At 70.0% G+C, this 24776-nt stretch carries 23 protein-coding genes; 5 read left to right on the forward strand and 18 right to left on the reverse strand.

The window, feature by feature from the left end; all coding sequences use genetic code 11:
* Window positions 1-25: 25 nt before the first annotated feature.
* The 13 genes from CYFUS_RS35420 to CYFUS_RS35480 all read right to left on the reverse strand — a co-directional run bounded on the left by CYFUS_RS35420 (window position 26) and on the right by CYFUS_RS35480 (window position 14609).
* A complete protein-coding gene (locus CYFUS_RS35420) occupies window positions 26-1339 on the reverse strand; it encodes a transposase (RefSeq protein ID WP_095987584.1) in 1314 nt (437 codons plus the stop codon).
* A 681-nt stretch (window positions 1340-2020) separates the two neighbouring features.
* Complete coding sequence (gene rpmE / locus CYFUS_RS35430) at window positions 2021-2296, reverse strand: 50S ribosomal protein L31 (protein ID WP_095989243.1); 276 nt, start codon at window positions 2294-2296, stop codon at window positions 2021-2023.
* A gap of 121 nt (window positions 2297-2417) precedes the next feature.
* Complete coding sequence (locus CYFUS_RS35435) at window positions 2418-3272, reverse strand: 5'-nucleotidase (RefSeq protein ID WP_232536992.1); 855 nt, start codon at window positions 3270-3272, stop codon at window positions 2418-2420.
* Window positions 3273-3395: 123 nt separating this feature from the next.
* Window positions 3396-3527, reverse strand: a complete 132-nt coding sequence (locus tag CYFUS_RS54125) for a hypothetical protein (RefSeq protein WP_269770168.1) — start codon at window positions 3525-3527, stop codon at window positions 3396-3398.
* On the reverse strand, window positions 3524-4375 hold the full coding sequence (locus CYFUS_RS35440; RefSeq protein WP_095989245.1) for a tetratricopeptide repeat protein: 852 nt from the start codon (window positions 4373-4375) through the stop codon (window positions 3524-3526). Before CYFUS_RS35440 ends, CYFUS_RS54125 begins: the two co-directional genes overlap by 4 nt.
* Window positions 4376-4453: 78 nt before the next feature.
* Window positions 4454-5782, reverse strand: a complete 1329-nt coding sequence (locus CYFUS_RS35445) for a CheR family methyltransferase (protein WP_095989246.1) — start codon at window positions 5780-5782, stop codon at window positions 4454-4456.
* A 7-nt stretch (window positions 5783-5789) separates the two neighbouring features.
* Window positions 5790-6848, reverse strand: a complete 1059-nt coding sequence (gene cheB / locus CYFUS_RS35450; protein ID WP_071897501.1) for a chemotaxis-specific protein-glutamate methyltransferase CheB — start codon at window positions 6846-6848, stop codon at window positions 5790-5792.
* Between the two features lie 69 nt (window positions 6849-6917).
* Complete coding sequence (locus tag CYFUS_RS35455; RefSeq protein WP_095989247.1) at window positions 6918-9374, reverse strand: hybrid sensor histidine kinase/response regulator; 2457 nt, start codon at window positions 9372-9374, stop codon at window positions 6918-6920.
* The gene (locus CYFUS_RS35460; protein WP_095989248.1) at window positions 9371-11221 is read right to left on the reverse strand and encodes a methyl-accepting chemotaxis protein; all 1851 of its coding nucleotides are present in this window, start codon (window positions 11219-11221) and stop codon (window positions 9371-9373) included. Before CYFUS_RS35460 ends, CYFUS_RS35455 begins: the two co-directional genes overlap by 4 nt.
* A complete protein-coding gene (locus CYFUS_RS35465) occupies window positions 11218-13017 on the reverse strand; it encodes a methyl-accepting chemotaxis protein (protein WP_095989249.1) in 1800 nt (599 codons plus the stop codon). The genes CYFUS_RS35460 and CYFUS_RS35465 overlap by 4 nt, the downstream gene beginning before the upstream one ends.
* Window positions 13014-13385, reverse strand: a complete 372-nt coding sequence (locus CYFUS_RS35470) for a protein CrdC (protein ID WP_095989250.1) — start codon at window positions 13383-13385, stop codon at window positions 13014-13016. The genes CYFUS_RS35465 and CYFUS_RS35470 overlap by 4 nt, the downstream gene beginning before the upstream one ends.
* Window positions 13386-13388: 3 nt before the next feature.
* Window positions 13389-13823, reverse strand: a complete 435-nt coding sequence (locus CYFUS_RS35475) for a chemotaxis protein CheW (RefSeq protein ID WP_095989251.1) — start codon at window positions 13821-13823, stop codon at window positions 13389-13391.
* A gap of 27 nt (window positions 13824-13850) precedes the next feature.
* Window positions 13851-14609 carry an OmpA family protein gene (locus CYFUS_RS35480; RefSeq protein WP_095989252.1) on the reverse strand — a complete coding sequence of 253 codons (759 nt, stop codon included), beginning with the start codon at window positions 14607-14609 and terminating at the stop codon, window positions 13851-13853.
* 497 nt (window positions 14610-15106) lie between these two features.
* On the opposite strand from CYFUS_RS35480, the gene CYFUS_RS35485 reads away from it, so the two are divergent.
* The 3 genes from CYFUS_RS35485 to CYFUS_RS35495 all read left to right on the forward strand — a co-directional run bounded on the left by CYFUS_RS35485 (window position 15107) and on the right by CYFUS_RS35495 (window position 17923).
* Complete coding sequence (locus CYFUS_RS35485; RefSeq protein ID WP_095989253.1) at window positions 15107-16564, forward strand: sigma-54-dependent transcriptional regulator; 1458 nt, start codon at window positions 15107-15109, stop codon at window positions 16562-16564.
* A 175-nt stretch (window positions 16565-16739) separates the two neighbouring features.
* Window positions 16740-17198, forward strand: coding sequence for a hypothetical protein (locus CYFUS_RS35490; protein WP_095989254.1), 459 nt, complete (start codon window positions 16740-16742; stop codon window positions 17196-17198).
* Between the two features lie 326 nt (window positions 17199-17524).
* Window positions 17525-17923 (forward strand): DoxX family protein, encoded by a 399-nt coding sequence (locus tag CYFUS_RS35495; protein WP_095989255.1) that lies wholly within the window; start codon window positions 17525-17527, stop codon window positions 17921-17923.
* A 56-nt stretch (window positions 17924-17979) separates the two neighbouring features.
* Here CYFUS_RS35495 and CYFUS_RS35500 read toward each other — a convergent pair whose 3' ends face one another.
* The 4 genes from CYFUS_RS35500 to CYFUS_RS35515 all read right to left on the reverse strand — a co-directional run bounded on the left by CYFUS_RS35500 (window position 17980) and on the right by CYFUS_RS35515 (window position 22102).
* Window positions 17980-18465: a hypothetical protein gene (locus tag CYFUS_RS35500; RefSeq protein WP_095989256.1), complete on the reverse strand. Its 486-nt coding sequence runs from the start codon at window positions 18463-18465 to the stop codon at window positions 17980-17982.
* Window positions 18456-19397 (reverse strand): glycerophosphodiester phosphodiesterase, encoded by a 942-nt coding sequence (locus CYFUS_RS35505; RefSeq protein ID WP_095989257.1) that lies wholly within the window; start codon window positions 19395-19397, stop codon window positions 18456-18458. The genes CYFUS_RS35500 and CYFUS_RS35505 overlap by 10 nt, the downstream gene beginning before the upstream one ends.
* 29 nt (window positions 19398-19426) lie before the next feature.
* Window positions 19427-21070 (reverse strand): GMC oxidoreductase, encoded by a 1644-nt coding sequence (locus CYFUS_RS35510; RefSeq protein WP_095989258.1) that lies wholly within the window; start codon window positions 21068-21070, stop codon window positions 19427-19429.
* Between the two features lie 102 nt (window positions 21071-21172).
* Window positions 21173-22102, reverse strand: coding sequence for an acyl-CoA dehydrogenase family protein (locus CYFUS_RS35515; RefSeq protein ID WP_095989259.1), 930 nt, complete (start codon window positions 22100-22102; stop codon window positions 21173-21175).
* 71 nt (window positions 22103-22173) lie between these two features.
* Between CYFUS_RS35515 and CYFUS_RS35520 the strand changes: the two genes are divergently transcribed.
* Window positions 22174-22683, forward strand: a complete 510-nt coding sequence (locus tag CYFUS_RS35520) for an FmdE family protein (RefSeq protein WP_095989260.1) — start codon at window positions 22174-22176, stop codon at window positions 22681-22683.
* Between the two features lie 122 nt (window positions 22684-22805).
* Here CYFUS_RS35520 and xth read toward each other — a convergent pair whose 3' ends face one another.
* On the reverse strand, window positions 22806-23579 hold the full coding sequence (xth, locus tag CYFUS_RS35525) for an exodeoxyribonuclease III (protein WP_095989261.1): 774 nt from the start codon (window positions 23577-23579) through the stop codon (window positions 22806-22808).
* 170 nt (window positions 23580-23749) lie between these two features.
* On the opposite strand from xth, the gene CYFUS_RS35530 reads away from it, so the two are divergent.
* Window positions 23750-24763: a tetratricopeptide repeat protein gene (locus CYFUS_RS35530; protein WP_095989262.1), complete on the forward strand. Its 1014-nt coding sequence runs from the start codon at window positions 23750-23752 to the stop codon at window positions 24761-24763.
* Window positions 24764-24776: the final 13 nt, after the last annotated feature.

The raw sequence follows: 24776 nt of genomic DNA on the forward strand, positions 1-24776 counted from the left end.
CGAGTTTCGCACTTTCTGGCGAGGCTCAAGCCGCCGCTTGGGAGGAGCCCGGGAGGAGGAGGAGCGGTTTTTGTTGACCCTGCTCATCGCGCGGGGTCGCAGAAAATGCCGAGCGCAAACAGGCGTAGCGCAAGGTGGTGAGCATGTCGGCGAAGGAAGGGCGCACCTTGTGGCGGTACCAGGGGCGGAAGGGAGGCTCGTAGTGGGTGTGCCCTTCTCTGGCGAACCACAGCACGGTCAGGCTGTAGAGCAGCATGGCCATAGGAGCGGTTCTCCGCACCGCCAAGCGGCTCCAACCCTGCGGCTCCTCGAAACCCAGGTGGCTCTTGCTTCCTTGGAAGGCTTCCTCAATGGACCATCGTCCGGCGTACCCCTGCAACACCTCCTCCGCCGTCTGTGTGGAGACGGTGGAGTAGAAAGCTTGCACGGGTCGATTTCCCGTCAGGGGCTCGACGACGACGACCTTGAGCAGACGGTTGGGAACGCTGTACCAATACACCAGCCCCTCGACGACACGCACCTTGTCTTGACGTCCATACAGTCGCAGCGTCAGGTGCCGCGCCTTCTGCTTTTCCAACATTTGTTCCGGGTTGGGCAAGCGAGGCCCACGCCGGCGAGGCCGACCCCGAGTCGTCGTCCGGCGCGCGGGGACAGGGGCGTGCAACCGGGCATCCAATGGCATTCGGCTGGTGAGGTCAAACCGGTCAGGGAGATGGGCCAGAACACTCTGTCCGCCGTAGGCCGAGTCGGCATACACGTGAAAGCGTCGCTCGGGCACTCCCTTGCTCAAGCACTTGAGCATTTCGACAGCCAGCTGGGGCCGCGTGCGATAAGTCAGGCGCCAGCGCGCTGCGGATTTGCGATTGAGATAAAGGCGGAAGAGGAGCGGCAGGCTGAAATAGCGGCCTGGAACACAAGGCAGTTGCACGCGCACGGCCAGCACGACCCACGAGTGCCCCCAGCTGAGGACAGCGCACTGGCGACTGCTGGCCAACGGGTCATGGTGCATGCCCGTGCCAAACATCTTCACGCCCCGCTTGCGCGCCAGGGTATCGTCCAGAGTGAGGGGCACTGCGCCCGGTTCAAGCAAGGGCCTGGCCAGGGCGAAGAGCGCCAGGCCCAATGCATCCAGGCTCCAGCGGGCGGTGGCGAAAACCCGGTAATAGGCCGAGTGGTGCTTGTCGCCCACGGCTCCAGCGGCCACCAGGACCCCCGTCAGAGTGCGGCGTCCAGCGAACAGCCAGCCTTTGACCACCGTCACCCACGAGGCCCGCGTGGGCGCGTTCATGGTGGCGCCCAGCGCCAGGAGCAATTGGAGGAAGGAATCCGGCAAGAACATGGTGTCCCCTTGGCGAGAGGGGACAGCCAGCTCGACTCGACGCTCCCCACCTCCGCCATCAGCTTGCAGTGGATGACTTCTAACGTCCTGCGGCGCCTCTCGCCCCTCCTGCTCGCCCTCCTGCCGCCAGCTCGCATGAGGAGCAGCCCACTCTTCAGCCCCTTCTTCTCTTCCTCTCTCAGCGCATCAAAAGTGCGAAACTCGAACTTAGAGCTCGTTTCATAAATGGACCTGTCGAGGCAGGTGACGTTAGCGGCAGAGAGCGAGCCGCACAGCGCACACAACCCTCTCCGAGCAAGGTGAACTGGGTTACCTGTCCTGACCCAGTGGGTTCATTTTTGAAACGAGCACTTAGCGTAAATGCTCGCCGAGCCCCGTGGTCGAAGCGCTTGACGACGAATAGAAGGGCGCGAGGGGGGCGTTCACCGAAATGCGACAAGCACCGCAGCACCCGGTCAGCTCAGGACAGGTGGGAAGGAGTGCCGTGGCGCGTCAGCCCCCGGCGGGTTGCACGAGTTGGTTGGGCAGGGGAATGGCTTCCCCGCGCAGGGCCGTCAGCGCGGCCTCTCACACGTAGCTCTGAGCACTCCCCCCCAAACGCCGCGAGCACGGCGGGAAGCCCTCGGGGAGGACTTCCGGCGCCGTGCTCGGCGGTGACGACGGACTACAAGGGCGAGACGATCAGGCCTCGGCCTTCTTGCCGCCCTTCTTGGCGGGAGCGGCGGCGGGGGCAGCGCCCTCCGCGGCGCCCTCGGCGGGCTTCGCGGCGTACTTCTTGCGGAACTTCTCCACGCGACCCGCGGTGTCGAGCAGCTTGTACTTGCCGGTGAAGAAGGGGTGGCAGTTCGAGCAGACTTCCACCGCGAACGAGCCACGCGAGGACCGCGTCTCGACGACATTGCCGCACGCACAGGTGATGCGAGACGGGGCGTAAACCGGGTGCAGATCGGGCTTCATGTTCAACTCCCTGCGCCTTGCCCCCACCCCAAGGTGGGAGGTCTGGCGTTTTCGAGGTAGGCCGGCGCTTATAACGGCGCGCCGGGCGGGGCACAAGGCCCGTGACCGGGCCCTGTCCCTTCTAATGAGATGCGGACCCAGGGGACTCGATTCGCTCCACGAGCCGCTTCACCGCTGGATCATCCACCACGTCGCTCCCCAGCTGGAGGTAGGAGAAGCGAAAGGTGCGCTCGCCCGCCTTCCCGACCAGCTTCGCCTCGAGGGTGAGATCCTGGACACGCTTCTCCAGGCTGGCAATCGTCTCCCGCCACGAGGCCCGGACGGTCTCGTCCCTCGCGGCCGCGAGGCTGCGCCGGGCCTGCTGGAGGTTCTCCTCGACGAGCTTGATGCCCTGCTGGGCCCGCTCGGCGGACGAGAGATCCTGGAAGGGGCCCTTCCCCTCCACGGAGAGCTCCAGCCGGGCGACCTGCCGGCCCCGCTCTCCCCCCCCGAGGAGCACGGCGAAGTCGTTGCGCTGGGGCAGGAACGCCTGGCCCTCGTGGGACTGGAGGAGGAAGTCCACCGTGGTACCCACCTGCACCGACAGGGGTTGGAGCTCGGCCTGGGGAAGCGCCGCGAGCACCACCACCACGTCCACCTTCTCCTGCTCGCGCAGCCGGCGCGCCTCGGAGAGGGCCGCCTTGGTTGGAGGCAGGCCCTTCACCCCCTTGGCCGTGGAGACCGGGCCCGAGGGCGACACGCCCACCACGCCGAACTTCACCCCACCCACCGTCACCACGGTGGAGGCGGCGAACAGGGGCTTGCCCTCCGCGTCCACGAGGTTGGCGGACAGCAGCTTGAGCTTCCTGCCCTTCACCGTCTGGGAGAGGAAGTCGGCCCCCAGGGTGAGATCGCGCGCGCCCACGGCCATGGCCGCGGTGCCCAGGGCATCCATCTGCTCGAGCAACAGCACGGCCCGCTCCTTCTCCCGAGCCATGCCTCCGGGAGCGGGTGATTTGAAGAGAGCGTTTCCTGAATCCAGCACCAGCACCGGCCCCTTCGCGCGCTCCCGCGAGAAGACCGTCTTTCGTCTGGCCAGACCGCCAGACGGGTTGTGGCTTCAACCACAGGGGGCGATTTCGCCCCCATTGTCTCCGGTGAAGAGGAGCACCACGTGCTTGGGCTCCGCCCCGGCCACCCAGGGCGAGAGCAGCAGCGCCAACAGCGCCAGCAGCAACGGTCGCCTGCTCATTTCTTGCTTCCCTTCTTCTTGGCCTTGTCCAGCTCCGCGAGCCGCGTCTTGGCCGTCTTGGCCGCCTCGGACTTCGGGTAGCCCTTCACGAGCTCCTCGAGCGCCAGCCGCGACTCGTCCTGCATCTTCAGCTTCTGGAAGCACTCCGAGGAGCGCAGGTAGGCCTCCGGCGTGGAGTCCGCCTTGGGGTGCTCCTGCAGCAGCTTGCCGTACTCGAAGAGGGCCTCGCGGCACTTGTCCTCGGCGAAGTAGCTCTCGCCCAGCCCGAAGTGGGCCTCGGCGACGAGCGCGTCCTTGGGCCACTTCTTGAGGAACTCCCCGTAGAGCTGGCGGGCGAGCGCCACGTCACCGGCCTTGGCCTTGTCCTGGGCCAGCACGAGGAACTCCTTCTTGTCCGTGGGACGCTTGAGCTCCTCGGCCTTCTTGCGGGCCTCGGCCTCCTTGAGCGCCTGCTCTCCCTTGAGCTCGAGCAGCCGCTTGTCGGTGTCCTGGCTCGTTCTCGCGAGCGCCGCCTCCAGCTCGCCAATCTTGTAGACGTACGTCTCCACCTGACCGCGCAACTGGGCCAGGTCCTCCACCGTCTTCTGCAGTTGGATGCCGATGTCCGCGCCCGAGCGGCGCGAGGCCTTGTCCAGACCTTCCAGGGCCTTGGACACCTGGGCGATCTTCTCGTCGATGAGCGGCAGCGTGGCGTCGAGTTGCTCGCGCGTGCGCTTCAGCTCCGCCTGGATCTGCGCCTGGGAGGCATCGAGTTGATCGAGCCGGGTCTCCAGCGCGCGTCCGCGAGCCGCCGGGTAGAAGCAGCCCGAGAGCAGGAAAGGGAGGGCGATGAGGGCAAGCCTTCGCATAGGCGGCGCATCCTATCGGGCAAAGTCCCGGCGCGCGTGTGCTTCTTCACGCTCCGGGGAGGCCCACCTGTCCGCCCCTCAACGCGACGTCGGGGGAGTGGCCCGCTCCACGCGCTCGATGGCCCGCGCGCAGGCCACCAGGAGCCGGGAGTTGTTGAGGAAGAAAGGAGTGGCGCGCGCCCTGCCCTCCTCCAGGGAGCGCAGCGCGCGCCGGTACTCGCCCGCGGCCTCCGCCCACGCGCCGCGTTGTTCGAACACCAGGCCCAGCAGATAGCGCGCCGCGGCCAGGTTCGGATCCAACAAGAGGCACCGCCGCAGGGTTTCCTCCGTCTGGGGATCCGGCTGACCCTGGTTGCCCACCGCGTCCAGGACCTGGCTGAAGAGCGCATCGGCCTCCCGATGCACGGAGTCCTCGCCGCGAGCGGCTTCCGACGGAGCGTCCGGCCTCGTGGGAGACACCGCGGGAAGCCCCGATTGCGAGGGACGCACCGCGGACAGACCCGACTGCGAGGGGCGCACCGCGGGCAGACCCGACTGCGAGGGGCGCACCGCGGACAGACCCGACAAGGAAGAGGCTGGGCCACCGGGCGAAGCCGCGGGGGGCGCGCGGCCATAGAAGAACGCGTCCGCGTAGCGCAGGGTGCGCAGGCTCGGCGGAGCGCTCAGCAGCGGCTCGGCGGAGGAGAGCACCAGCAACCCCTCGGACGCGAGCCGCTCGGCGAGCGACTCCACCACCCGGGTGAAGGACTCGGGGGTGAAGTAGATGAGCACGTTGCGGCAGACGATGATGTCGAAGCCCCGCCCCTCCACCGTCGAGGGGTAGGACGGCTCCATGAGGTTGTGGACGAGGAAGCTGGCGCGATCCTTCAAGTGTCCGACGAGCGAGTGGCGACCCGAGCCCAGGGGCACGAACCAGCGATCCCTCATGACGGGCGGCACCCGCTGGAGCTGCTCCGAGCTGAAGCACAGCTCGCGCGCGCGCGCGATCGCCGTCTCCGACATGTCCGTGCCCAGCACCGTGCTGGCCGGATCCGCGCCCGCCTCGGCGAGCATCACCAGCAGCGTGGCCACCTCCTCGCCGGTGGCGCACCCCGCGCTCCACAGCCGCAACGGCCGGCGGGCCCGGGCCACCAGGGGCACCAGCACGTGCGTGCGCAGCGCCTCGAGCTGGGCCTCGTCCCGGAACAGCTCCGTCTTCTGCACGGAGATGGCGTCGATGAGCTCGGCCAGCTCCGCGGCCCCCGCGGGGGATTGCAGGAAGAGCACGTAGCGCGCGCTCGTGCCGCCGTCCCGCCCCGCCAGCTTCTCGTCGATGCGCCGGCACTGAAGCTCGCTCAGGGCCGTGCCCGTGCGGCGCGCCACGAGCGCGTGGATGGAAGCGAAGGGAGAGCGGGAGGGCGGCGCCACCGAGGCTTCAGCGACCCACGGAGAGGGACTCACCGCGCACCAGGCGCACCAGCGTGCTCGCCACGTCATCTCCGTGGACCAGATGATCCACCGCCTTGCGCGCCACCGCCGCGCCCGGCATGCCGAACACCACGCAGGACTCCTCGTTCTGCGCCAGCGTCAGGCCCCCGGCCTGCTTGATGGCGAGCATGCCGTCCGCACCATCCTCGCCCATGCCGGTGAGGATGAGGCCCATGGCGCGCCGTCCGTACGCCTTGGCCGCGCTCTCCAGCAGCACCGTGCCGGAAGGCATGTGCCCGTCACGCTCCACGCCCGGCCGCAGCGCCACCCGGCCCCGGAAGGGAATGGACATGTGCTGGCCCGGCGGGGCGATGAGCACGTTGCCCGGCAGGAGCTGCTCACCGTCCTGGGCCAGCCGCACCTTGAGCTTGGAGGAGTTGGCGAGCCAGCCCGCCAGCGACTCGGAGAAGGCGGCGTTGATGTGCTGCACGATGACGATGGGCGTGGGGAAGTCCGCCGGCAGCTCCGACACCATGCGGAAGAGCACCTGGGGGCCTCCCGTGGAGCTGGCCACCGCGAGCACGCCATACGGCATGCCCACCGGCGCGGGCGGCGCCACGCCCCCACCCGGCAGGGGCGGCCGACGCTTGCTGTGGATGTGGCGGATGACGCGCACCGAGGACAGGAGCTTCACCTCGCGCGACAGGTTCCACGCCTCCGTGCCCGCGTCGATGGAGGGCTTGATCTGCAGCGCCAGGGCGCCGATCTCCAACGCCCGGCACGTGAGCTCCGGAGCCTGCTGCCGCGGATCCGCGGTGAGCATCAGGATGGGCGTGGGCACCTCGGCCATGATGTGCTCCACGGCCGTGAGCCCATCCATCACCGGCATCTCCACGTCCATGGTGATGACCTGGGGACGGAGATCTCTCGCCGCGTCGAGAGCCTCCTGGCCGTTGGCGCACGTTCCCACCACTTCCAGATCCGGATCCCGGCTCAGTGCTTCGCAAATCAGCTGTCGGCAGATGTGCGAGTCGTCAACGACCAGCACCGACACTTTCTTGCCCATGTGACTTCCATACCCCGTGCGCACTCCCTGGAGTATAGCCAATGTGGCCCGACATGCGGCATCGCGCCATCAGCCGAGCAGCCGGCCAACCACATCCACGAGATCTTGACGCACCAGGTCACCCTTGGTGATGTACCCGTCCGCCCCCGCGGCGAGCCCACGCTGGCGGTCCGCCTCTCCGCCACGGGTGGTGAGGATGACCACGGGGAGAACCTTGTGGGTGGGGTGTTCCTTGAGCCGGCGGGTCAGCTCGAGCCCGTCCACGCGCGGCATCTCCAGGTCCGTGCAGACCAGGTCCACCGGATTCTGGGCGAGCAGGTCCAGGGCCTCCGCTCCGTCGGTGGCCATGAGGATGTCGTAGCCCACGGCCTCCAGCAGGGAGGAGATGAGCTCGCGCGTCAGGGGGGAATCGTCCACCACGAGGATGCGGCGGCGGGGGGCGGGGGCGGGACGAGGGGCGGCGGCCGAGCGGGCGATGCGCGAGCCCGCGAGGCCCCGGGCGCTGGCGATGAGGTGCGCCGCGGACAGCACCATGGCCAGCCGGCCATCCGCCAGGGTGGTGGCTCCGGTGAGGTGGGGGTAGTGGGCCAGCAGCCCCTTGAGCGGGAGGATGGCCTGGGTGCTCTCCTCCAGGACGCGATCCACCGCGAGCGCGGCCATGGCGCCCTGACTGCGCACCACGAGCACCAGCGCGCCCTCGTCCAGGCCCTGCTCGGCGCCCAGACCGAGCAGGGAGCGCAGGGAGGCGAAGGGCATGGGCTGCTCATCCACCTGCAGCACCGCGCGCCCGGCCACTTCCTTGAGGTGGCCGGGCTCCACCTTCACCGCCCGCGAGACATGGGCGGCGCTCAGGCACAACGTCTCCTCGGCCACCGTCACGAAGAGCAGCGGGGAGACGGTGAGGGACACGGGCACCCGCAGCTCGAAGCGCGTGCCCGCCCCCGGCTCGGACGACACCAGCACGTCGCCGCCCAGCGCCCGGAGCGAGCTGCGCACGGCGTCCAGCCCCACGCCCCGCCCGGAGATGTCCGTGGCCACCTCGCGGGAGGTGAAGCCCGAGAGGAAGATGAGCTCGCGCGCCGCCTGATCCGTCAACGCCGACGCCGCGGCCTCGTCCAGGAAGCCCTTGCGCACCGCCGCCCGGCGCAGGAGCGCGGGCTCCAGGCCCACGCCGTCATCCTCCACCCGGAGCACGAGCCGGTTGCCATCGCGCGCGGCGACCAACGACAGCCTGCCCCGGGGGTGCTTGCCCGCGGCCACCCGGTCCACGCGCGATTCCAGGCCATGGTCCAGGGCGTTGCGCACCAGGTGCAGCAGCGGATCCCTCAGCGCCTCCACCACGGCCCGATCGGCGCGCGTGTCCTCGCCCTCCACCTTCAGCTCCACTTCCTTGCCCAGCTCGCGCCCGAGATCGCGCACCATGCGCGGGTAGGGCTCGAAGAGCACCGACAGGGGCAGCATGCGCAGGCGCTGCACCTCGTCGGCCACGTAGCCCAGGTCCCTCAGCTCCTCGTTGGCCAGCAGCTTCTCCTCGCGGTGGAGGGTGGCCGCCAGCTCCTTGGCGCGGCCCAGCCGCTCGGCCAGCTCCGCGCCCGCCGGGCCCAGGTCCTCCGCGACGCGCGCCAGCAGGCTCAGCTCGCGCGCCAGATCCAACCGCCGGGTGGTGGCCAGCTCGCGGCGGCGCGACACCTGGGTGAGGTTGGTCACCGCGCTCGTCAATCGATCCAGGCTCGCCACGCCGATGCGCACCGAGCCATCCGCGCGATCCCCCGGGCGGACCGCGGGGGAGGAGCCCGTGCCCCGGACGGGAGGCTCGGGCGCCGCGGGCGGCATCCGGCCAATCGCGGCGGCGGTGGCCGTGACGACCGCCGAGGGCACGGGGCGCGCGGGCTCGCCCCCTCCCATCCGGCCTCCTCCCGGCGTCCGGGAAGCGACGGGCGGGGACGGTATCGTGGGTGGGGGCGCCTGACGCGACACCAGGGACGGAGCCACGAAGTTGAGCGACGCCGAGCCCCAGGCCGGAGTGACTTCCTCCTCGTCCCGCTCCAAGGGCTCGGGGCGCGGGGGAGTCGCGGGGGGAGGCACCACTCGGGACGAGGGGGCCGCACGCCCCTGCCCCGCTTCCGCGAGGCCGGACTGCTCGAGGCGGGTGCAGTCCTTCAGCCAGCGCACCAGCTTGTCCACCTCGGGAGGCGGCTGCGGAGGCTCGTGCACGGCGGCCCCGGACAACACCAACACCGCGTCCCCGGCCTGCAGGAGCGCGTCGATGGAGCCGGCGGACAGCGCATGCTCGACGCGCTCCGTGGAGCGCACCAGCTCCTCCATCTCGTGGACGACGGCGTTGATGGCGTCGAAGCCCATCATCCGCGCCTCGCCCTTGAGGCCGTGCAGCTCGCGCAACACGGTGCGGCCCGCCTCCAGGCTCGCTCCCGCCTCCAGCTCCACGATGCGGCGGTTGATGCGCTCCAGGCGCACTCCCACCAGCTCGCGGAACTGCTTGAGCAACTTCTCCCGCGCGCTGCTCACCCGAGCACTCCCGGTGAGGAGGAGGAAGAGGACGAGGAAGAAGAGGAAGTGGAGGAGTCGATCTGGAAGCGCTCCACCACGCTCCTCAAGTCCCGGGCCAGCGTGGACAGATCCCCGTTGGCGCCGATGACCTGCTTGGTGGCGTTGTGGCTCTGCTGGGTGATGCGCAGGATGTCCGCCATGGCCTCGGCCAGCAGATCCGTGCCGCCCTGCTGCTGCTGGGTGGCGAGCGAGATGGCGCGCACCGCGTCCGAGGTCCTCCCGGCCAGCTCGACGATCTGCCGCAGCGACTCGGAGACCTGCTGGGCGAGCGTGGTGCCCGTCTCGGTGGCGCGCACGCCGCCCTCGGTGGCCATCACCGCGCCCCCCGACGCATCGCGCACCTCCTCGATGAGCCCCTCGATTTCCTTGGTGGACTCGATGACGTTCTCCGCCAGCCGGCGCATCTCCGCCGCCACGAGCGAGAAGCCATGCCCCACCTCACCGGCCTTGGTGCCCTCCAGCTCGGCGTTGAGCGCGAGCAGGTCCGACTTGTCGGCCACGCCGTTGATGAACTCGACGATCTTCCCGATCTGCTGCACGCGCTTGTTCAACCGGGCCACCGCCGCGGCGATGGCCTGGTTGTCGTGACGCATGCGGCTCATGGTCTCCATGAAGGCCTCGGAGCTGGCCTGGCCCGCCTTGGCCGCCGCGAGCGTCTTGTGGGCGATCTCCGCCACGCTTCCCGCGTTCTCGGCGATCTGCCGCGCCGAGCGCGCCAGCTCCTCGGTGGTGGCGCTCGTCTGATCCAGGGAGCTGGCCTGCTCGGCGGCCCCGGCCTCGTAGCGCGAGGAGGTGGCGAGGATCTCCTCGGTGGTGGTGCCGATGCGGCTGCCGGCGCGCTGGAGCTGCGCGAGCACGCCCGCCAGGTGCGCCCGCATGGTGGAGAAGGCGGCGGAGACGGACCAGATCTCGTCCTCCGCGGGGATGAGGCGGGGCTGGCTGAGATCCCCCTCGGCGATGTGGTGGGCCGCCTCGCCGAGATGCCGCATGGGTCGGCCCAGGAGCGTGCCGCCCAGGTAGGCGGCCGCCAGCGCCACGGCGAAGACGAGCAGGCACATCGCGCCGCCCACCTCGATGGCGTCCATGCGCAGCTGCTCGACCAGGGCCGCCTGGCGCTCCGGGCTCGTCGCCAACAGCTCATCGTAGGCCCGGTGGGTGAGCACCGAGGACACGTCCCAGATGAACACCGCGGGCGTCACCACGACGATGGCGGTGAAGAGGATGAGCCGCAGGCGGATCTGCGCGCGCTTGGGCGCCACGGCGATGGCCTGCGGATGCGTCAGTCCCCGGGACGACAGGTACAAGCCCACCGCGCGCGAGCGCAGGGTGACCATGCAATAGGTGAGCAGCGCGGCGAGCGGCCCGAAGAGCAGGCCCGGCAGGCAGGTGCGCAGCTCCACGAGAGAGCCGGTGAACCCGCCCAGGCTCCACAGCGCGACGTTGGCGAACGCGGCGGCCAGCAACCACCCCACCAGCGTGGCGACGAAGGCGAAGTCCGCGAGCCGGTGGTTCTCCAGCAGGGCCTGGCTCAAGCGCTCGGGCGCCACGGGAGGGCGCAGGACCTCCACCTCGCGCAGCACGCGCAGCCGGCGCAGGGCCAGCAACCACACCACCGCGATGGCCGCCAGGCAGAAACTGCCCATCAGGGAGAGGAACAGCGTCAGGCTCTCCTTCAGGCGCAGGCTGGCGGTCAACAGCGCGTAGCGCGCGCCGAGCGCGGCGGTGATGACGTTGGCGGTGACGATGGCGCCCATCAGGGGGCGGCTGAAGGGACGGTGTACCCACGACAAGACGGGACGGCTCATGCCCCCTCCCGATCCGCCACGCGGAAGCGCTGCACGGTGGCCTTCAAGTCGCGCGCGAGCGCGGACAGGTCCGTGTTGGCGGCCACCATCTGCTGGGTGGCCTCGGCGTTCTCCTCCGTCACGCGCAGGATGTCGCCCATGGCGGCGGCGAGCTGATCCGTGCCCGTCTGCTGCTGCTGGGTGGCGAGCGAGATGGAGCGCACGGCGTGGGACGTCTGCCGCGCCAGCTCGAGGATGAGGCCCAGGCTCGTGTCCACCTGCGCCGCCAGCGACGCGCCCCGCTCCGTCGTCTTCAGCCCCGCCTCGGTGGCCATCACCGCGGCCTGGGTGGCGTCGCGGATTTCATCGATGAGCCGCTCGATGGCCAGGGTGGAGGACAGCACGTTCTCCGCCAGCCGGCGCATCTCCGCCGCCACGAGCGAGAAGCCCCGGCCGGGCTCGCCCGCCTTGGTGCCCTCCAGCTCGGCGTTGAGCGCGAGCAGGTCCGACTTGTCGGCGATCTCGTTGATGAACTCGACCACCTTGCCAATCTGCTGCACCCGCTTGTTGAGCCGCACCACGGCGTCGGCGATGGCCTGGTTGTCGCCCTTCATGCGGTGCATGGCGGCGAGGAAGGCCGCCGCGCTGCGCTGCCCGCTCTGCGCCGCCCCGAAGGTCGTCTCCGCCATGGCGGACACCGACTCGGCGTTGACGGCGATCTGCTGCGCCGAGCGCGCCAGCTCCTCGGTGGTGGCGCGCGTCTCGTTGAGCGACACGGCCTGCTCGCCCGCGCCGGACTCCTGATCCGCGGACGTCGCCACCAGTTGCTCGGTGGTGGAGGAGATCTGAAGCCCCGCGCGCTGCAATTGCACGAGCGCCTGGGCGAGCTGCGCCTGCATGCGGGTGAAGGCGGCGGACACGGCCCACACCTCGTCCTCGGCGGGGATGAAGCGGGGGGTGCGCACCTCGCCCTGGGCGATGCGCGTGGCATCCTCCGACAGGGCACGCAGCGGCTCGGCGAGCGCCGTGCCCGCCACGTACGCCGTGCCCAGCACCAGCACCACCACCAACCCGGCGAGCAGCCCCAGCGGCAGGCCCGTGGCCCGGCGCGCCTGATGCACCACGCGCTGTTGCTGCTGGGGATCCCTCGTCTGGAGGATCTGATCGAAGGTGTCCATGGTGCGGCTGACCGACACGTCGAGGATGAAGACGGACGGACAGAGCACCGCCACGGCGGTGAACAACACCAGGCGCCTGCGCAGCCGCAACCGCTCGGCGGGCAGGGCCGAGATGACCTCCTGCGGCGACAAGCCCTTGTCCGCGATGAGCACGGCGGCCCGGCGGCTGCGGCGCACCACCAGCAGATAGACGAGCATGGAGGACAGCGGCCCGAGCGACACCCCCACCAGGCCGATGCGCACGCCCACCATCCAGTGCACTCCGGCCAGCGAGGTGTAGGTCGCCGCCAGCAGCAGCGTGCCCCCCAACCACCCCTGGAGGGTGAACCAGAAGGAGCGCCCGGGAACGCGGCGGACCTCCTGCAACGCCCGGCGCAGGTTGTCCGGGCTCGGAGGCAGCCGTCCCTGCTCCAGCGCCCACAGCACCCGCAGCGCGTGCCGCTCCTGGGCGGAGCTCAGCAGGACGTTCATCGTCATCACCGCCCCCACCAACCCGAGGAACAACCCCAGGCCCTCGCGGGGCAGCGAGTGCGTGACGTACCCGTACAGCAACGACAACAACAGGCCCAGCACCCCGCCCCACCAGGACGGCCGCAGGGTCCACGCCGACAGCCCCTTGAGATCCTTCGGCACCCTCACGCGGCCTCCCCGGGCGCCAGGAAACGGCCGAAGTCCACCAGCGACATCACCGGCCACAACATGCCACGCACCTGGATGAAGCCCCTCAAGCTGCCCCCCGCCACGCGCACGAGCAGGGCCGGCGCGGGCAGGACCGCGAAGGGCTCGGCGTCGATCTCCAGCGCACTCACCCCCACCGCCTCGCCCGAGGCGGCCACGAGGATGCGCCCGGAGATGCACTCCTCCGCGAACGCCGCGCAGGCCGAGCCCGCCCAGCCCCCGAACGTCTCGGGAGACTCGATGGAGGCCACTTCATGCGCGGCGAACGCCACGCGGCCCTCGCCCGCACGGCACAGGAGCGTGCCGGAGATACGGCTGTCCGTCCGCATCGCTCAGCCTCCCTGGCTGAGGTGGTCGAACAGTCCCTCGGGGTCGATGACCGCCACGTCGCGCTGCGCGCTGCGGGCCGGGCCACGCAGGTGCAGGTGCACCCCGTTGGCGCCCAGCGGCTCCAGGCGTCCATCCACCTGGGACACGCCCGCCACGCGGCTGGCCGTCAACGCCAGGGTGCCGCGCGTCAGCCGCACCAGCACCGCGCGACGCGTGGGCTCGCGCTCCCCGGAAACCAACATGCTGATGTCCACCACGGGGATGACCTCCCCACGGTGGGCGAAAACGCCCAGCAGATGCCCGGCGGCACCGGGCACCCGCGTCAGCTCCGGAAAGCTGACCACTTCCGCCGCGCACTCGGCGGGCACGGCATACCAACTGCCGCCGCAGGCGAAGACGAGGTAGGACTGCCGTGTCTCGGTCTCGATCGAGGCCATTCGCGCGCAGCCTACCTCAAAAGAGGGCTAGCGAACGAACTCGACGCGACGGTTGGCCGCCCAGGCCTCTTCCGTGGCCCCCTGCTCGGCCGGCCGGTTCTCCCCGTAGCCCACCGCCTTGAGGCGGTTGGCCGGGACCCCGAGGTCCAGCAGGTACTTGCGCACCGAGGCGGCGCGCTTGTTGGACAGCTGGAGGTTGTACTCCTCCGTGCCACGCTCGTCCGCATGCCCGGCGAGCTCGATCCGGCCCGAGCCCGCGTCCTTGATGCACTGGGCCAGCTCGCTCAGACGGCCCTGGGCGTCGGCGGGCAGGGTGTACTCGTTGAAGCCGAAGCGGATCGGCTCCCAGTTGCACTGGCCCTGGGGGGCCGAGGCGGCCACGCACTTGTTCTGCTGGCACTCCTGGCCATCACCGCAGTCCGTGCTGGAGTTGCAGGCGCCGGGCGGCAGCGCGCAGCGGCCCTTCTGGCACTCCTGGGCTCCGGGGCAGTCGGCCTTGGCGGTGCACTGCGGCGCGGCGCACTTGCCACCCTCGCAGATCTGCCCGCCCGTGCACTGCTCGTCACGCGAGCACTCGGGCGCCTTGGGCACGCACTTGTTCCCCTGGCACGCGAAGCCCTCCTTGCAGTTGGCGTCGGTGGAGCACTCCTGGCACGTGCCGTTGACGCAAACCTCGCCCTTCTCCTGGCAGGTCTCGTCGCTCTTGCAGTTGGGGTAGGTCGGCGGGCAGCCGGTGAGTACGGCCACGGCGAGGGCGAGCCCCGCGACCATCGAGATCCGACGCATTGATCCTCCAAAAAATGATGTCATCCAGCGGATGGGCAACGCGCTCGCCTCTAGCCCGCCCTGGAACGCCGAGTCAAAGCCTTTTGTCCATTGCCCCCTGGCAGGGGTGGGCCCACTCGTTGCCGGTCTGTTTCAGGTGCAAGAACGCACCACTGTTGGACACTTCCACGCGGATCGAACGATTTGTCGTCCACTCAACCCGTGCAGAGAAGCACGTCCCGCGCCAGGAAGGATGGACCCGGGTCCGCTTTTCCCTTGACCCTCGGACTCGAAGGGGGCCATCGGCACGGCGCCGTTCGCCCCCGTCACCGTTGGAGCGCGGCGAGGAGCGCGGCAAAGAATGACAAGCACGCGGCCCCAGCGTGGGAATCTTGTCTGTCGTTCCGCCGCATCGAGCCGTCCACGAGAACCCCGGGAGGGCGCGGCCCCCTTGAAGGGTTGGCTGATTTACGAGACGGTGCGACGTCCACCCCTGTCCGCTCTCCAGGTGCGCCTTCATGCCCGCCTCCATCCTCATCGTCGATGACGAGAAGAACATCCTGCTGACGCTCCAGACCTCGCTGCAGCTCGCGGGCTACCACGTGGAGCTCGCGGCCCATGGGCAGCTCGCCCTGGAGGTGGTGTCCGCGCGGCCCGTGGACGTGGTGCTCATGGACGTGAAGATGCCGGACATGGACGGGCTCACCGTGCTCGCCCGGCTCATGGAGCTCAAGCCCGAGCTGCCCGTCATCATGATGTCCGGGCACGGCACCATCGACACGGCGGTGAAGGCCACCCAACTGGGGGCACGCGACTTCCTGGAGAAGCCCATCGCCCGGGACCGGATGCTCGTGGCCCTGCGCAACGCGCTCAAGCACCAGGCCGCCCTGGAGGAGCTGCGCGCCCTGCGCGCGGAGATGGGACGCTACGACATGGTGGGCGGCGGCCCGGCCATGCAGCACATCTTCTCCCTCATCCAGCGCGCCGCCCCCTCGGAGGGCCGGGTGCTCATCACCGGCGAGAACGGCACCGGCAAGGAGCTCATCGCCCGCGCCCTGCACCAGAACTCCCGGCGCAAGGGCGGGCCCTTCGTGAAGCTCAACTGCGCGGCGGTGCCGCACGAGCTCATCGAGAGCGAGCTGTTCGGCCACGAGAAGGGCGCGTTCACCGGCGCCGTGAGCATGCGCCGGGGCAAGTTCGAGCTCGCCCACGAGGGCACGCTCTTCCTGGACGAGATCGGCGACATGCCCCAGGCGATGCAGGCCAAGCTGCTGCGCGTGTTGCAGGAAGGCGAGCTGGAGCGCGTGGGCGGCGCCGAGACGCTCAAGGTCGACGTGCGCGTCATCGCCGCGACGAACAAGAACCTGGAGAAGGAGATCGAGGCGGGCCGCTTCCGCGAGGATCTCTACTACCGCATCAACGTGGTGCAGATTCACTCGCCCCCCTTGCGCGAGCGGCGCGAGGACCTCCCCGTCCTCATCGACACCTTCCTCAAGGAGGCGTGCGCGCGCAATGGCCGCCGCCCGCTGTCCCTGTCGCCCGACGCCCTCGCGGTGATGGCCGCCCATTCCTACCCGGGCAACGTGCGCGAGCTGCGCAACCTCGTGGAGCGGCTCGCCATCCTCTGCGAGGGCCCCACCGTCACCGGCGCCGAGGCCGCCGAGCTGCTCCCTCGGAGCAAGGGCTCCCCACCGCCCGCCCCCTCCGATGTCTCCTCTCCTCCAGCGCCCCGCGCTCCCGCTCCCGCGGCCATGCCCACGGGAGCCCCGGGCGGCTTCCGGCCCCGCGTGGATCGCACCTTCCGCGAGCAGGTGGAGGACGCCGAGCGGGAGATCCTCCTGTTCGCGCTCGCACATACCCAGGACAACGTCACCGAGGCGGCGCGGTTGCTGGATCTCGAACGCGGTCACTTCTACAAAAAATTGAAGGCTCTCGGGCTCAAGCGCGGCGGCGACAAGGAGCCCGGTATCCCCTGAGAATCACCCGCCATCCGTGTCCAGCCAAACCTTCCTCCGCTCGCGGTCGTACTCGGCAATCCATTACTGCACGGCCGGGACCCACCCAGGTCCGATTTGAGCAAACCCGGGCCGTGCCTACCCTCCGTCGCCCAGTGCATCGGGCCGTGATGGCCCGAAGCAAAGGAGGGGGAACATGAAGCGATTCCAATGGTACGTCATGGGCAGTGTCCTCACGGCCGGTCTCCTGGGAGTTGCGCACGAGGCATCTGGCGAGGCTCCCGCGGCGGAGCCTTCGATGATTTCCCAATGCAAGCCGAGCATGCTGAAGGGCCACTACGTCTATGCAACCGATGGGTACATCGTGAGTGGGTCCGAGCAGATCCCCTTCGCACAGGCCGGTCATGATCTCTTCCAGGGGGATGGGACCCTTACCGGTTGGGCGACCATCAGTACCAACGGTGAGATCACGCGCATCGCCTACTCTGGCACCTACACCCTCGATCCCAACTGTGGCGGCACCGCGACGCTCACCGACAACCACGGAGACACCACGCACTTCGACTTCTTCGTCACGAAGAACGGGGCGAACATGACCTACGTCCAGACCGACGCTGGCTACGTCTCCTCCGCCTTCGAGCTACGACGGGACTAGAAGTCACTTCCCTGGCGTGTCGGTGATGGAGACGATGCGGCGCGGCATCCACCACCGTGCCGATCGTCTCCACCTCGTCCCTCGTGGGATCGGGTGGAAGCACCCTGTAGCACGCGACCCGTGTGCTCACGGCGTGCGCACGTGCAACCACCCAGGGGGCAGGCGAACCAGGAGTGTGGAGTGGCCCCCGCCCGCAACCTCTCGTAGAAACAAGCGAAGGCAACTGGGGCAACCAGGGTGGAGAGCCCCTCCTTGTACAAGAAGTAGAAGGCCCTCGGGCTCAAGCGCGGCGGCGACAAGGATCCGTCCACCTCGGGAGGTGAAGGATGAACGGTTCACGTGGACTCACGCTGGGCTGGACGCTGGTGCGGGTGGTGTTCGGACTCTCGTTGGCGTTCGCCCATGGGCTGCCCAAGGTGACGGGTGACATGAGCCGCTTCGCCCAGGGCGTGGAGGCGCTGGGCTTCCCCTACCCGCTCTACTTCGCCTGGGCCGCGGCGCTGTCGGAGCTGGTGGGCGGGCTGCTCGTGGCGCTGGGGCTCTTCACCCGGCTCGCGGCCTTCTTCGTGGCCTGCACCATGGGAGTGGCCCTCTACCAGCACCGCATGGATGCCTTCGGCCGCATGGAGCTGGCGGTGCTCTACCTCGCGGTGTTCCTCGCGGCCGTGTTCATCGGCGGAGGGCCCCTGAGCGTCGACGCGAAGATGCGCCGCCGCCCCTTCTGAGCATGTCCGAACTCATGAGCATCCGGGTGGAGTGAGCCCTCTCCTGGAGCGGGCCGCTACATCCCCGGGGCCACGTTGGGGCCGATGCCCACCGCCAGCACGGGCAGCACCCGCCACTGGTTCCACTCCGGCCGGACCCAGGTGGCCTCGGTGGACAGGCTCGCGCCCACGCCCAGCCGCATGAGGCCGAAGCGCCATGCCACGCCCGCGTGCGCTCCGTAGGGCATGAGCAGCCGCGTGTGCACGCTGCCCACCCAGAACAGGCCCCGCCCGTCCTGGGAGCGCCACAGCGGCCCCTCGTAGGAGATCGACTGCGAGGCGATGGACGCCCCCGCGTACAGGCCGCTCACCGGCAGGGCGAGCACCACCTTCACCTGCTCGAGGAAGCGCCCACCCGTGATGGGCGCATACGCCGAGAACAGGGGCAGGTCATAGTTGAGGAAGGTGCCCTCGTCCTCGCTGAGGAGGTCCACGCGATCCAGGCGCACGGGCGCGGCGGCCAGGGTCAGGCCCGCGGCCACCAGGGAGAGGGTCAACGGCACGGTGCACGCTCCACGTAGTCGGTGATGAGGTAGTCCAGGGGCCAGCGGCAGAACAGGGAGAGCTGGGCCTCGGTGTTGGCCGTCCACACGGCCGTCTTGAGCCCGGCGCTCCGCACGGACTCCAGCGCGGCGCGATCCGCCACCTGGTAGGCCACGGCGATGCCATCCGCCCCCGCGTCGCGCGTGAGCTGGATGAGCTCCTTCACGCCCACCTGGCGCTGCAACTCGTTGAGGATGGCCGCCACGGTGGCGTTCGAGTCCTTGCGCAGCTCCGGCCAGATGAGCAGCGCCTCCATGTCCTGGCGCGCCTGGAAGGCCTTGAGCAGCGCCCCCCGGGTGGAGGTGATGAAGAAGCGGTTGGGCAGCGCCGCCGTGTTCCACCGCTCGAGGATCTCTTCGGCGAAGACCTCGGGGGTCTGCGTGTACGCGGGGTCCTCCTTGATGTCGAACTGGAGCACCGTGTCCGGGTGGCCTTTCACCAGCGAGAGCAGCTCTTCGAAGGTGACGTAGGTGTCCGCGATCCGCTGCGCCTCGGGCTTGGTGGGATCGCCCAGCCCTCCACAGCGGAAGTCCCGCTGCAGCTCCTCGAGCGTGAAGTCCTGGATGGGCCAGCGCGAGTCCTCGGGCAGCCGGCGCGGCTCGGCCTCGCCCGGGCCTTGCGCATAGGTGCACAGCACCGGATCGATCCACGCATCGTGCGAGAGGATGGGGATGCGATCGCGCGTGAGGACCAGGTCCACCTCGATGGAGGGATAGCCCTCGCGCAGGGCGGCGGTGATGGCCGAGCGGGAGTTCTCCGGGAAGTTGCCCGAGCCGGAGCGATGCGCCACGAGGCGTGGAGTCCCGGGGGCATCGCCGAGGCCGCAGCCCGCGGCCAGCAGCAGCACGCAGGCGAGCACGCCCGCTCTTCGTTTCGAAGGAAGGGAGATCATGCGACCCCGCTTCGTAGCACGCGGAGCGCTCAGGCCCCCACGGCCGTGAGGTGCGTGGCGGGCCGCGTCATCTCGTCGCCGGACTCCACCCGCCGTCGGGCGGGAATGAAGCTCATGGCGCGCTCGGCGAGCGCGGTGATGGTGAGCGAGGGATTGACGCCCGGATTGGCGGAGATGGCCGCGCCGTCGATGACGTAGAGCCCGTCATAGCCGAAGAGGCGATGCTGGGAGTCGATGGCCCCCGTCTCGGTGGAGCTGCCCATGCAGCAGCCTCCGAGGATATGCGCGGTGGTGGGGATGCCCATCAGCGTCTCGGAGGCCATGTTCATGGGCAGCCCATCCAGCTTCTTCGCCACCCGGTGGGCGAGCTCCGTGGCCTCGGGGATGTAGGCGGAGGGGGCCGGTCCCTCGGCGAGGTTGGTGAGCACCCCCTTCCTCCCTCCGGTGAACAGCCCCCGGCCCCGGCGCATGCGCAGGTGCCCATCCAGCGTGCGCATATAGAGGAGGATCATCGAGCGCCGGGCGAAGTCGCGGATGAACCAGGCCCGCAGCAGCTTGAGCGGGTGGCGGAAGGCGAGGCCCAGCACGCCCGCCAGCCGCGAGAGCGCGGTGGTGCCCCCCACGTGAGGCGCCATGAGGGTGCGGAAGAAGTCCGAGCCCGCCGCGTAGCGCACCGGCTCCAGGTGCGAGTGCTCATCGGTGTGGAGGATGGAGCCGATGGCGATGCCCCGGGACAGGTCCTCGCCCTGGAAGCGCTGACCGGCCACCACGCCAATGAGTGACTCGGAGTTGGTGCGCACGCAGTCGCCCACGCGCTCCGAGAGCCGGGGCAGTCCGTCCGGATGCGCCTTGAGCTTGAGCAGCAAATCCACCGTACCGAGCACGCCGCCCGAGAAGATGACCTGGCGCGCCGTGAAGCGCCGCTCGTGGCGGGACGCGCGCGAGGTGCCCTCGACGGCCTTCACCTCGTACCCGCCGCCGGGCAGGGGACGCACCCAGGTGGCCTCCGTGTCCGCGTGGATCGTGAGGCCTCGCTTCTCCGCGAGGTAGAGGTAGTTCTTGTCGAGCGAGTTCTTCGCGTTGAAGCGGCAGCCCGTCATGCACCCGCCACAGGAGTTGCAGCCGGTGCGGTTGGGGCCCTCACCCCCGTGGTAGGGATCCGGCACCGTCACCCCGGGTTGTCCGAAGTAGACGGCGACCGTGGCGGGCTGGAAGTCCTCGCGGCCCATCTCCTTGCCCACCTGCTGGACGATCTCATCGGGCAGGGTGCGCAGCGGATTCACCGTGGCCCCGAGCATCCGGCGCGCGGTGTCGTAGTGCGGCGCCAGCTCCGTCTTCCAGTCCGCGAGTCCTCCCCAGGAGCGCGACTGGAAGAAGTCGTCCTTCGGCACGGGCAGCGTGTTGGCGTACACCAACGAGCCACCTCCCACGCCCACACCAGAGAGCACCGTGACGTGGCGGAAGAAGGTCATCTTGAAGAGGCCGCGCCAGCCGAGCGCCGGCATCCACAGCCACTTCTTCAGGTTCCAGTTCGTCTCGGGGAAGTCCTTGCCCTCCAGGCGGCGGCCCTTCTCCAGCATCACCACCCGATAGCCCTTCTCCGTCAGGCGCAGGGCGCTCACGCTCCCGCCAAAACCCGAGCCGATGATGAGCCAGTCACAGTCGAACTCCATCAGATCCTCCCCATACCGGGATGACTTACAGCCTATCGGGCCCCCGGCGAACGCGCTCCTCCGCCCGCCTGGAGGGTCTCCGTGCGGCCCTGGCACGGCGTTTCACCCGCGTCCGGAGAGGCTCCGCCGGGCGGCCTCGAGGCGCAGGGCCCGCACCTTCCCGGCGAGCTGGAGCAAAGGACGGTCCCGCTCCCAGCGCTCGCGCGTCGGCGCATCCACCTGGGCCCAGAGCGGGTCCAACGACGCCACACGCTCGCGGAACAGGCCGATCGCCCCCCCGAGCGCCAGGTGGACCTCGGGGGACGCTGGATCCATCTGGGCGAGCCCCCGCATCATCACCGCCAGGGCGAGCAGTCCCTCGCGCACCTCGTCCGGCCAGCCCGAGCGCCGCGCCACCTGGAGGAGCCAGCCGAGCACCGCCGCGAACACATGGCAGTCCTCCACCGTCCGGAAGGGCTTGAGGAAGCGCGCGTAGCCATCCCCGGGAAGGACCTCGCCGAGCTCCACCGCCACGCCCTCCAGGCGCAGCTCCGCGTGGGGCACCTCCGGGACGAAGGGCGGGGGCGGCAGCTCCGTGAGCGTCACTCCCGCGCGGCGCGCGTCCAGGCGCACCAACCGCAGCCGGTTGCGTCCGCCCTCGTCCTGGCCCTCGCTGGCCACCACCAGCAATTCGTCCGCCGCGTGGCCCAGGGTGACGAAGGTCTTGGTGCCGTCCAGCCGCCAGGGCCCCGACTCCGGACCCGAGAGGCGGGTGTTCATGGCGGCGGGATGACCACCCCCGGACTCGGTGGCGCACAACGCGTAGCGGTGTTCTCGCGGCAGGCCCGGCAGCAGGGAACGGATGGCCGAGTGATAGCCCGAGGCGAACGCATACCCCAGGCGATCGGCGGAGAACCCCGCGGCCAGCGCCACGTCCACCGGGAGGGAGAAGCGCAGGGCCAGCCGCAGGTGCTGCTTCCACCAGTCCTCGACGGAGCCGAGCGAGGCCGGGTGGGGAGATTCGGAGAGGAGGAACCGCGAGAGCGTGTCCATGGCGGCGCTACTCTAGACAGACTCCGAGGGAATCACCTGAAGCGCGCGCTTCCGCGCGAGAATGCTCGTCCATGCGCTCTACTTCCCTGCTGCTCTGTTCCGTCCTGCTCTCTGGCTGCGCGGCCTCGCGCCCCGTGGCCCCATCCACCGCCCCGGCGGACTCCACCGAGGCCTCGCTGGCCCGCATCACCGTCGTCCATGGAGGCGCGGGCCCCTGGGTGGTGGCGGGCTACCGCATGGGGCAAGCCGCGCTGCAACGACTCGGATTGAAGGCGGGCAGCTTCGACCTGGAGGTGGCGCACCACGCCCCCGCGAAGGTGCAATACACCTGCATCGCGGATGGCGCGGCGGCGGCCACCGGCGCGAGCCTGGGCAAGCTCAACCTGGCGCTCGTGGACGAGCCAGATCCTTCACGCGTGGCGACCACCTACCGCCGCCGCTCGACCGGCGATGCCGTCACGCTGAGGCCCACCGCGAGCTTCGTGGAGCGCTACCGGGACCTGCCCCGGGAGCGGCTGGCCGAGGCGGGCCGGGAGGTCCTCGCCCTGCCGGACTCCGAGGTCTTCGAGGAGGTCCACTGAGCCCCCGAGCGCCTGGACGTAGCCTTCTTCCGGGCAACTTTGGCGGCCGATGCTCCCCAGGAGGGTCCCCTCCCGCTCGATGGCAACCCCGCGGGCGCGCCAGGACGTGGCGCCCTGAACACTCAGCCAGCCTTGAACTCGGCCCACACCGGCGCGTGGTCCGAGGGCTGCTTGCCCTTGCGCGCCTCGCGATCCACACCCGCCGCCGTCAGCCGCTTCACCAGCGGCCCGGTCGCGAGCACGTGATCGATGCGCACGCCCAGGTTCTTCTGGAAGGCCAGCATCCGGTAGTCCCACCAGCTGAACTTCTTCTCCGCCGGGTACAGCGAGCGGAACGTGTCCGTCAGGCCGAAGGCGCACAGCTCCCGCCACGCCGCCTTCTCCTTCTCGGTGAAGAGCGTCTGCCCCTGCCACGCCGCCGGATCCCACACGTCGATGTCCTCGGGCGCCACGTTCCAGTCCCCGCAGAGCGCGAGCGGCTCGTCCGGCTTGTGCCGCGTGTCCAGGTAGCGCCGCAGCCGCGCGTAGAACTCCAGCTTGTAGACATACGCGGGCGAGTCCACCTGCTGCCCGTTGGGCGCGTACACGCTCATCACCCGCACCCCGTCCACCGTGGCGGCGATCACCCGCGAGTGCGAATCCTCCACCCCGTCCGACAGGCCACTCACCACGTCCTGGGGGGGCGTGCGCGCCAGGATGGCCACCCCGTTGTACGTCTTCTGCCCGTGCACCGCCGCGTGGTAGCCCGCCGCCAGCACGGCCTCCCGCGGAAACTCCGCGTCGGTGCACTTCAACTCCTGAAGGCACACCACGTCGGGCTGAGCGTTCTTCAACCACTCCACCAGCCGGTCCAGCCGGGCGCGGATGGAGTTCACGTTCCAGGCAACGATCTTCATCCCGGCCAAGGTCGCATGTGATCTCCTACCTCGCCACCCTTTTTCCCCTGTAGGCCCAGGTATGTTCCACGGTGTGGCCCGCGGACCACACCGCAGCTTCATCCCCAGCGGGCGAGCGTCCTCTCCTTCCCGCATGACGCGCCGTCCCATAGAGGGAAGACCGCCCTGGCATGGGCATCGCAGTACCTCCGCGCATGCGCTCCACCACCCTGTTCGCCTGCCTCGTCACCCTCTGCCTCGCCGGCTGTGAGGCCCGCTCGCTCCGAGGCCCCCAGGGGTTGGCTCCCGTCACCCGCTCCGCCCCCCGGACCGTGTCCTCCGAGGCCGCGCCGTGCCCCTCCTTCAAGGCCGAGCCCTCCGCCGGGTCCGTCCAGGCGAGCGCCGTGACGGCCGAGGCGCTCGCCCCCGCCGAGCCCACGGACACGCTCTCGCTGCCGCACGAGGAGCACCTCGCCCCGGTGGATCACCTCGGCCGGGCGCGCGTGCTGCGCGAGGAAGGAGACCTCGCGGGTGCCCTCACCGAGGCGCGCCGCGCCGTACACGACGCGGGGGAGGACCTCGACGCGCGCGAGACGGCGCTCGATCACCTCATCCCCCTGGCCCGCCTCACCGGCCAGAAGCAGCTCGCGGTCGACGCCTACGAGGAGCTCGCCCACCTCTTCCCGGACGGCCCCGAGCCCCTGGTGCAGAAGGCCCGCATCCTCCTGGAGCTGGGGCAGACCGAGAGCGCCCTGCACGCCGCCGAGGCCGCGCTCCTGCTCGACCCCGAGTACCCCGAGGTGTACCAGGTGCTCGGCCGGGCCCACCTGGCCGCCGGACAGCTCGAGCACGCCATCATCCGCTTCCAGCAGGCGGTGCACCTCGACCCGTACCATGGGTATGCCCTCAACAACCTCGGCTTCGCCCGGCTGCTCGCCGGTCAGGACGAGGCGGCCGTGGAGGCGCTCGCCCAGGCCGCCTACCTGCTGCCCTACGAGGGCTTCGTCCACAACAACCTGGGGCTCGCCTACGAGCGGCTGGGGCGCTACGAGGAGGCCGCCATGGCCTTCGACACCGCGCTGCGCCTGTCTCCGAAGAACCGCAAGGCGCGCCTCAACCACGCGCGGCTCGAGCGCCAGACCCACGCGTCCGCCCAGGTCCAGGCCGTCTCGCGCGAGCGGGCGCGGGAGGTCGACCCGGGCTGACCCTCCGGGAAGG

This window comes from Cystobacter fuscus (assembly GCF_002305875.1).
Classification (GTDB): domain Bacteria; phylum Myxococcota; class Myxococcia; order Myxococcales; family Myxococcaceae; genus Cystobacter; species Cystobacter fuscus_A.

What these genes read in the sequence shown, in the direction of transcription:
- CYFUS_RS35420 (WP_095987584.1), bottom strand. Translation starts at nt 1,339, where the DNA reads ATGTTCTTGCCGGATTCCTTCCTCCAATTGCTCCTGGCGCTGGGCGCC.
- rpmE (WP_095989243.1), bottom strand. Translation starts at nt 2,296, where the DNA reads ATGAAGCCCGATCTGCACCCGGTTTACGCCCCGTCTCGCATCACCTGT.
- CYFUS_RS35435 (WP_232536992.1), bottom strand. Translation starts at nt 3,272, where the DNA reads ATGGCTCGGGAGAAGGAGCGGGCCGTGCTGTTGCTCGAGCAGATGGAT.
- CYFUS_RS54125 (WP_269770168.1), bottom strand. Translation starts at nt 3,527, where the DNA reads ATGAGCAGGCGACCGTTGCTGCTGGCGCTGTTGGCGCTGCTGCTCTCG.
- CYFUS_RS35440 (WP_095989245.1), bottom strand. Translation starts at nt 4,375, where the DNA reads ATGCGAAGGCTTGCCCTCATCGCCCTCCCTTTCCTGCTCTCGGGCTGC.
- cheB (WP_071897501.1), bottom strand. Translation starts at nt 6,848, where the DNA reads ATGGGCAAGAAAGTGTCGGTGCTGGTCGTTGACGACTCGCACATCTGC.
- CYFUS_RS35460 (WP_095989248.1), bottom strand. Translation starts at nt 11,221, where the DNA reads ATGAGCCGTCCCGTCTTGTCGTGGGTACACCGTCCCTTCAGCCGCCCC.
- CYFUS_RS35470 (WP_095989250.1), bottom strand. Translation starts at nt 13,385, where the DNA reads ATGCGGACGGACAGCCGTATCTCCGGCACGCTCCTGTGCCGTGCGGGC.
- CYFUS_RS35475 (WP_095989251.1), bottom strand. Translation starts at nt 13,823, where the DNA reads ATGGCCTCGATCGAGACCGAGACACGGCAGTCCTACCTCGTCTTCGCC.
- CYFUS_RS35480 (WP_095989252.1), bottom strand. Translation starts at nt 14,609, where the DNA reads ATGCGTCGGATCTCGATGGTCGCGGGGCTCGCCCTCGCCGTGGCCGTA.
- CYFUS_RS35485 (WP_095989253.1), top strand. Translation starts at nt 15,107, where the DNA reads ATGCCCGCCTCCATCCTCATCGTCGATGACGAGAAGAACATCCTGCTG.
- CYFUS_RS35490 (WP_095989254.1), top strand. Translation starts at nt 16,740, where the DNA reads ATGAAGCGATTCCAATGGTACGTCATGGGCAGTGTCCTCACGGCCGGT.
- CYFUS_RS35495 (WP_095989255.1), top strand. Translation starts at nt 17,525, where the DNA reads ATGAACGGTTCACGTGGACTCACGCTGGGCTGGACGCTGGTGCGGGTG.
- CYFUS_RS35505 (WP_095989257.1), bottom strand. Translation starts at nt 19,397, where the DNA reads ATGATCTCCCTTCCTTCGAAACGAAGAGCGGGCGTGCTCGCCTGCGTG.
- CYFUS_RS35510 (WP_095989258.1), bottom strand. Translation starts at nt 21,070, where the DNA reads ATGGAGTTCGACTGTGACTGGCTCATCATCGGCTCGGGTTTTGGCGGG.
- CYFUS_RS35515 (WP_095989259.1), bottom strand. Translation starts at nt 22,102, where the DNA reads ATGGACACGCTCTCGCGGTTCCTCCTCTCCGAATCTCCCCACCCGGCC.
- CYFUS_RS35520 (WP_095989260.1), top strand. Translation starts at nt 22,174, where the DNA reads ATGCGCTCTACTTCCCTGCTGCTCTGTTCCGTCCTGCTCTCTGGCTGC.
- xth (WP_095989261.1), bottom strand. Translation starts at nt 23,579, where the DNA reads ATGAAGATCGTTGCCTGGAACGTGAACTCCATCCGCGCCCGGCTGGAC.
- CYFUS_RS35530 (WP_095989262.1), top strand. Translation starts at nt 23,750, where the DNA reads ATGGGCATCGCAGTACCTCCGCGCATGCGCTCCACCACCCTGTTCGCC.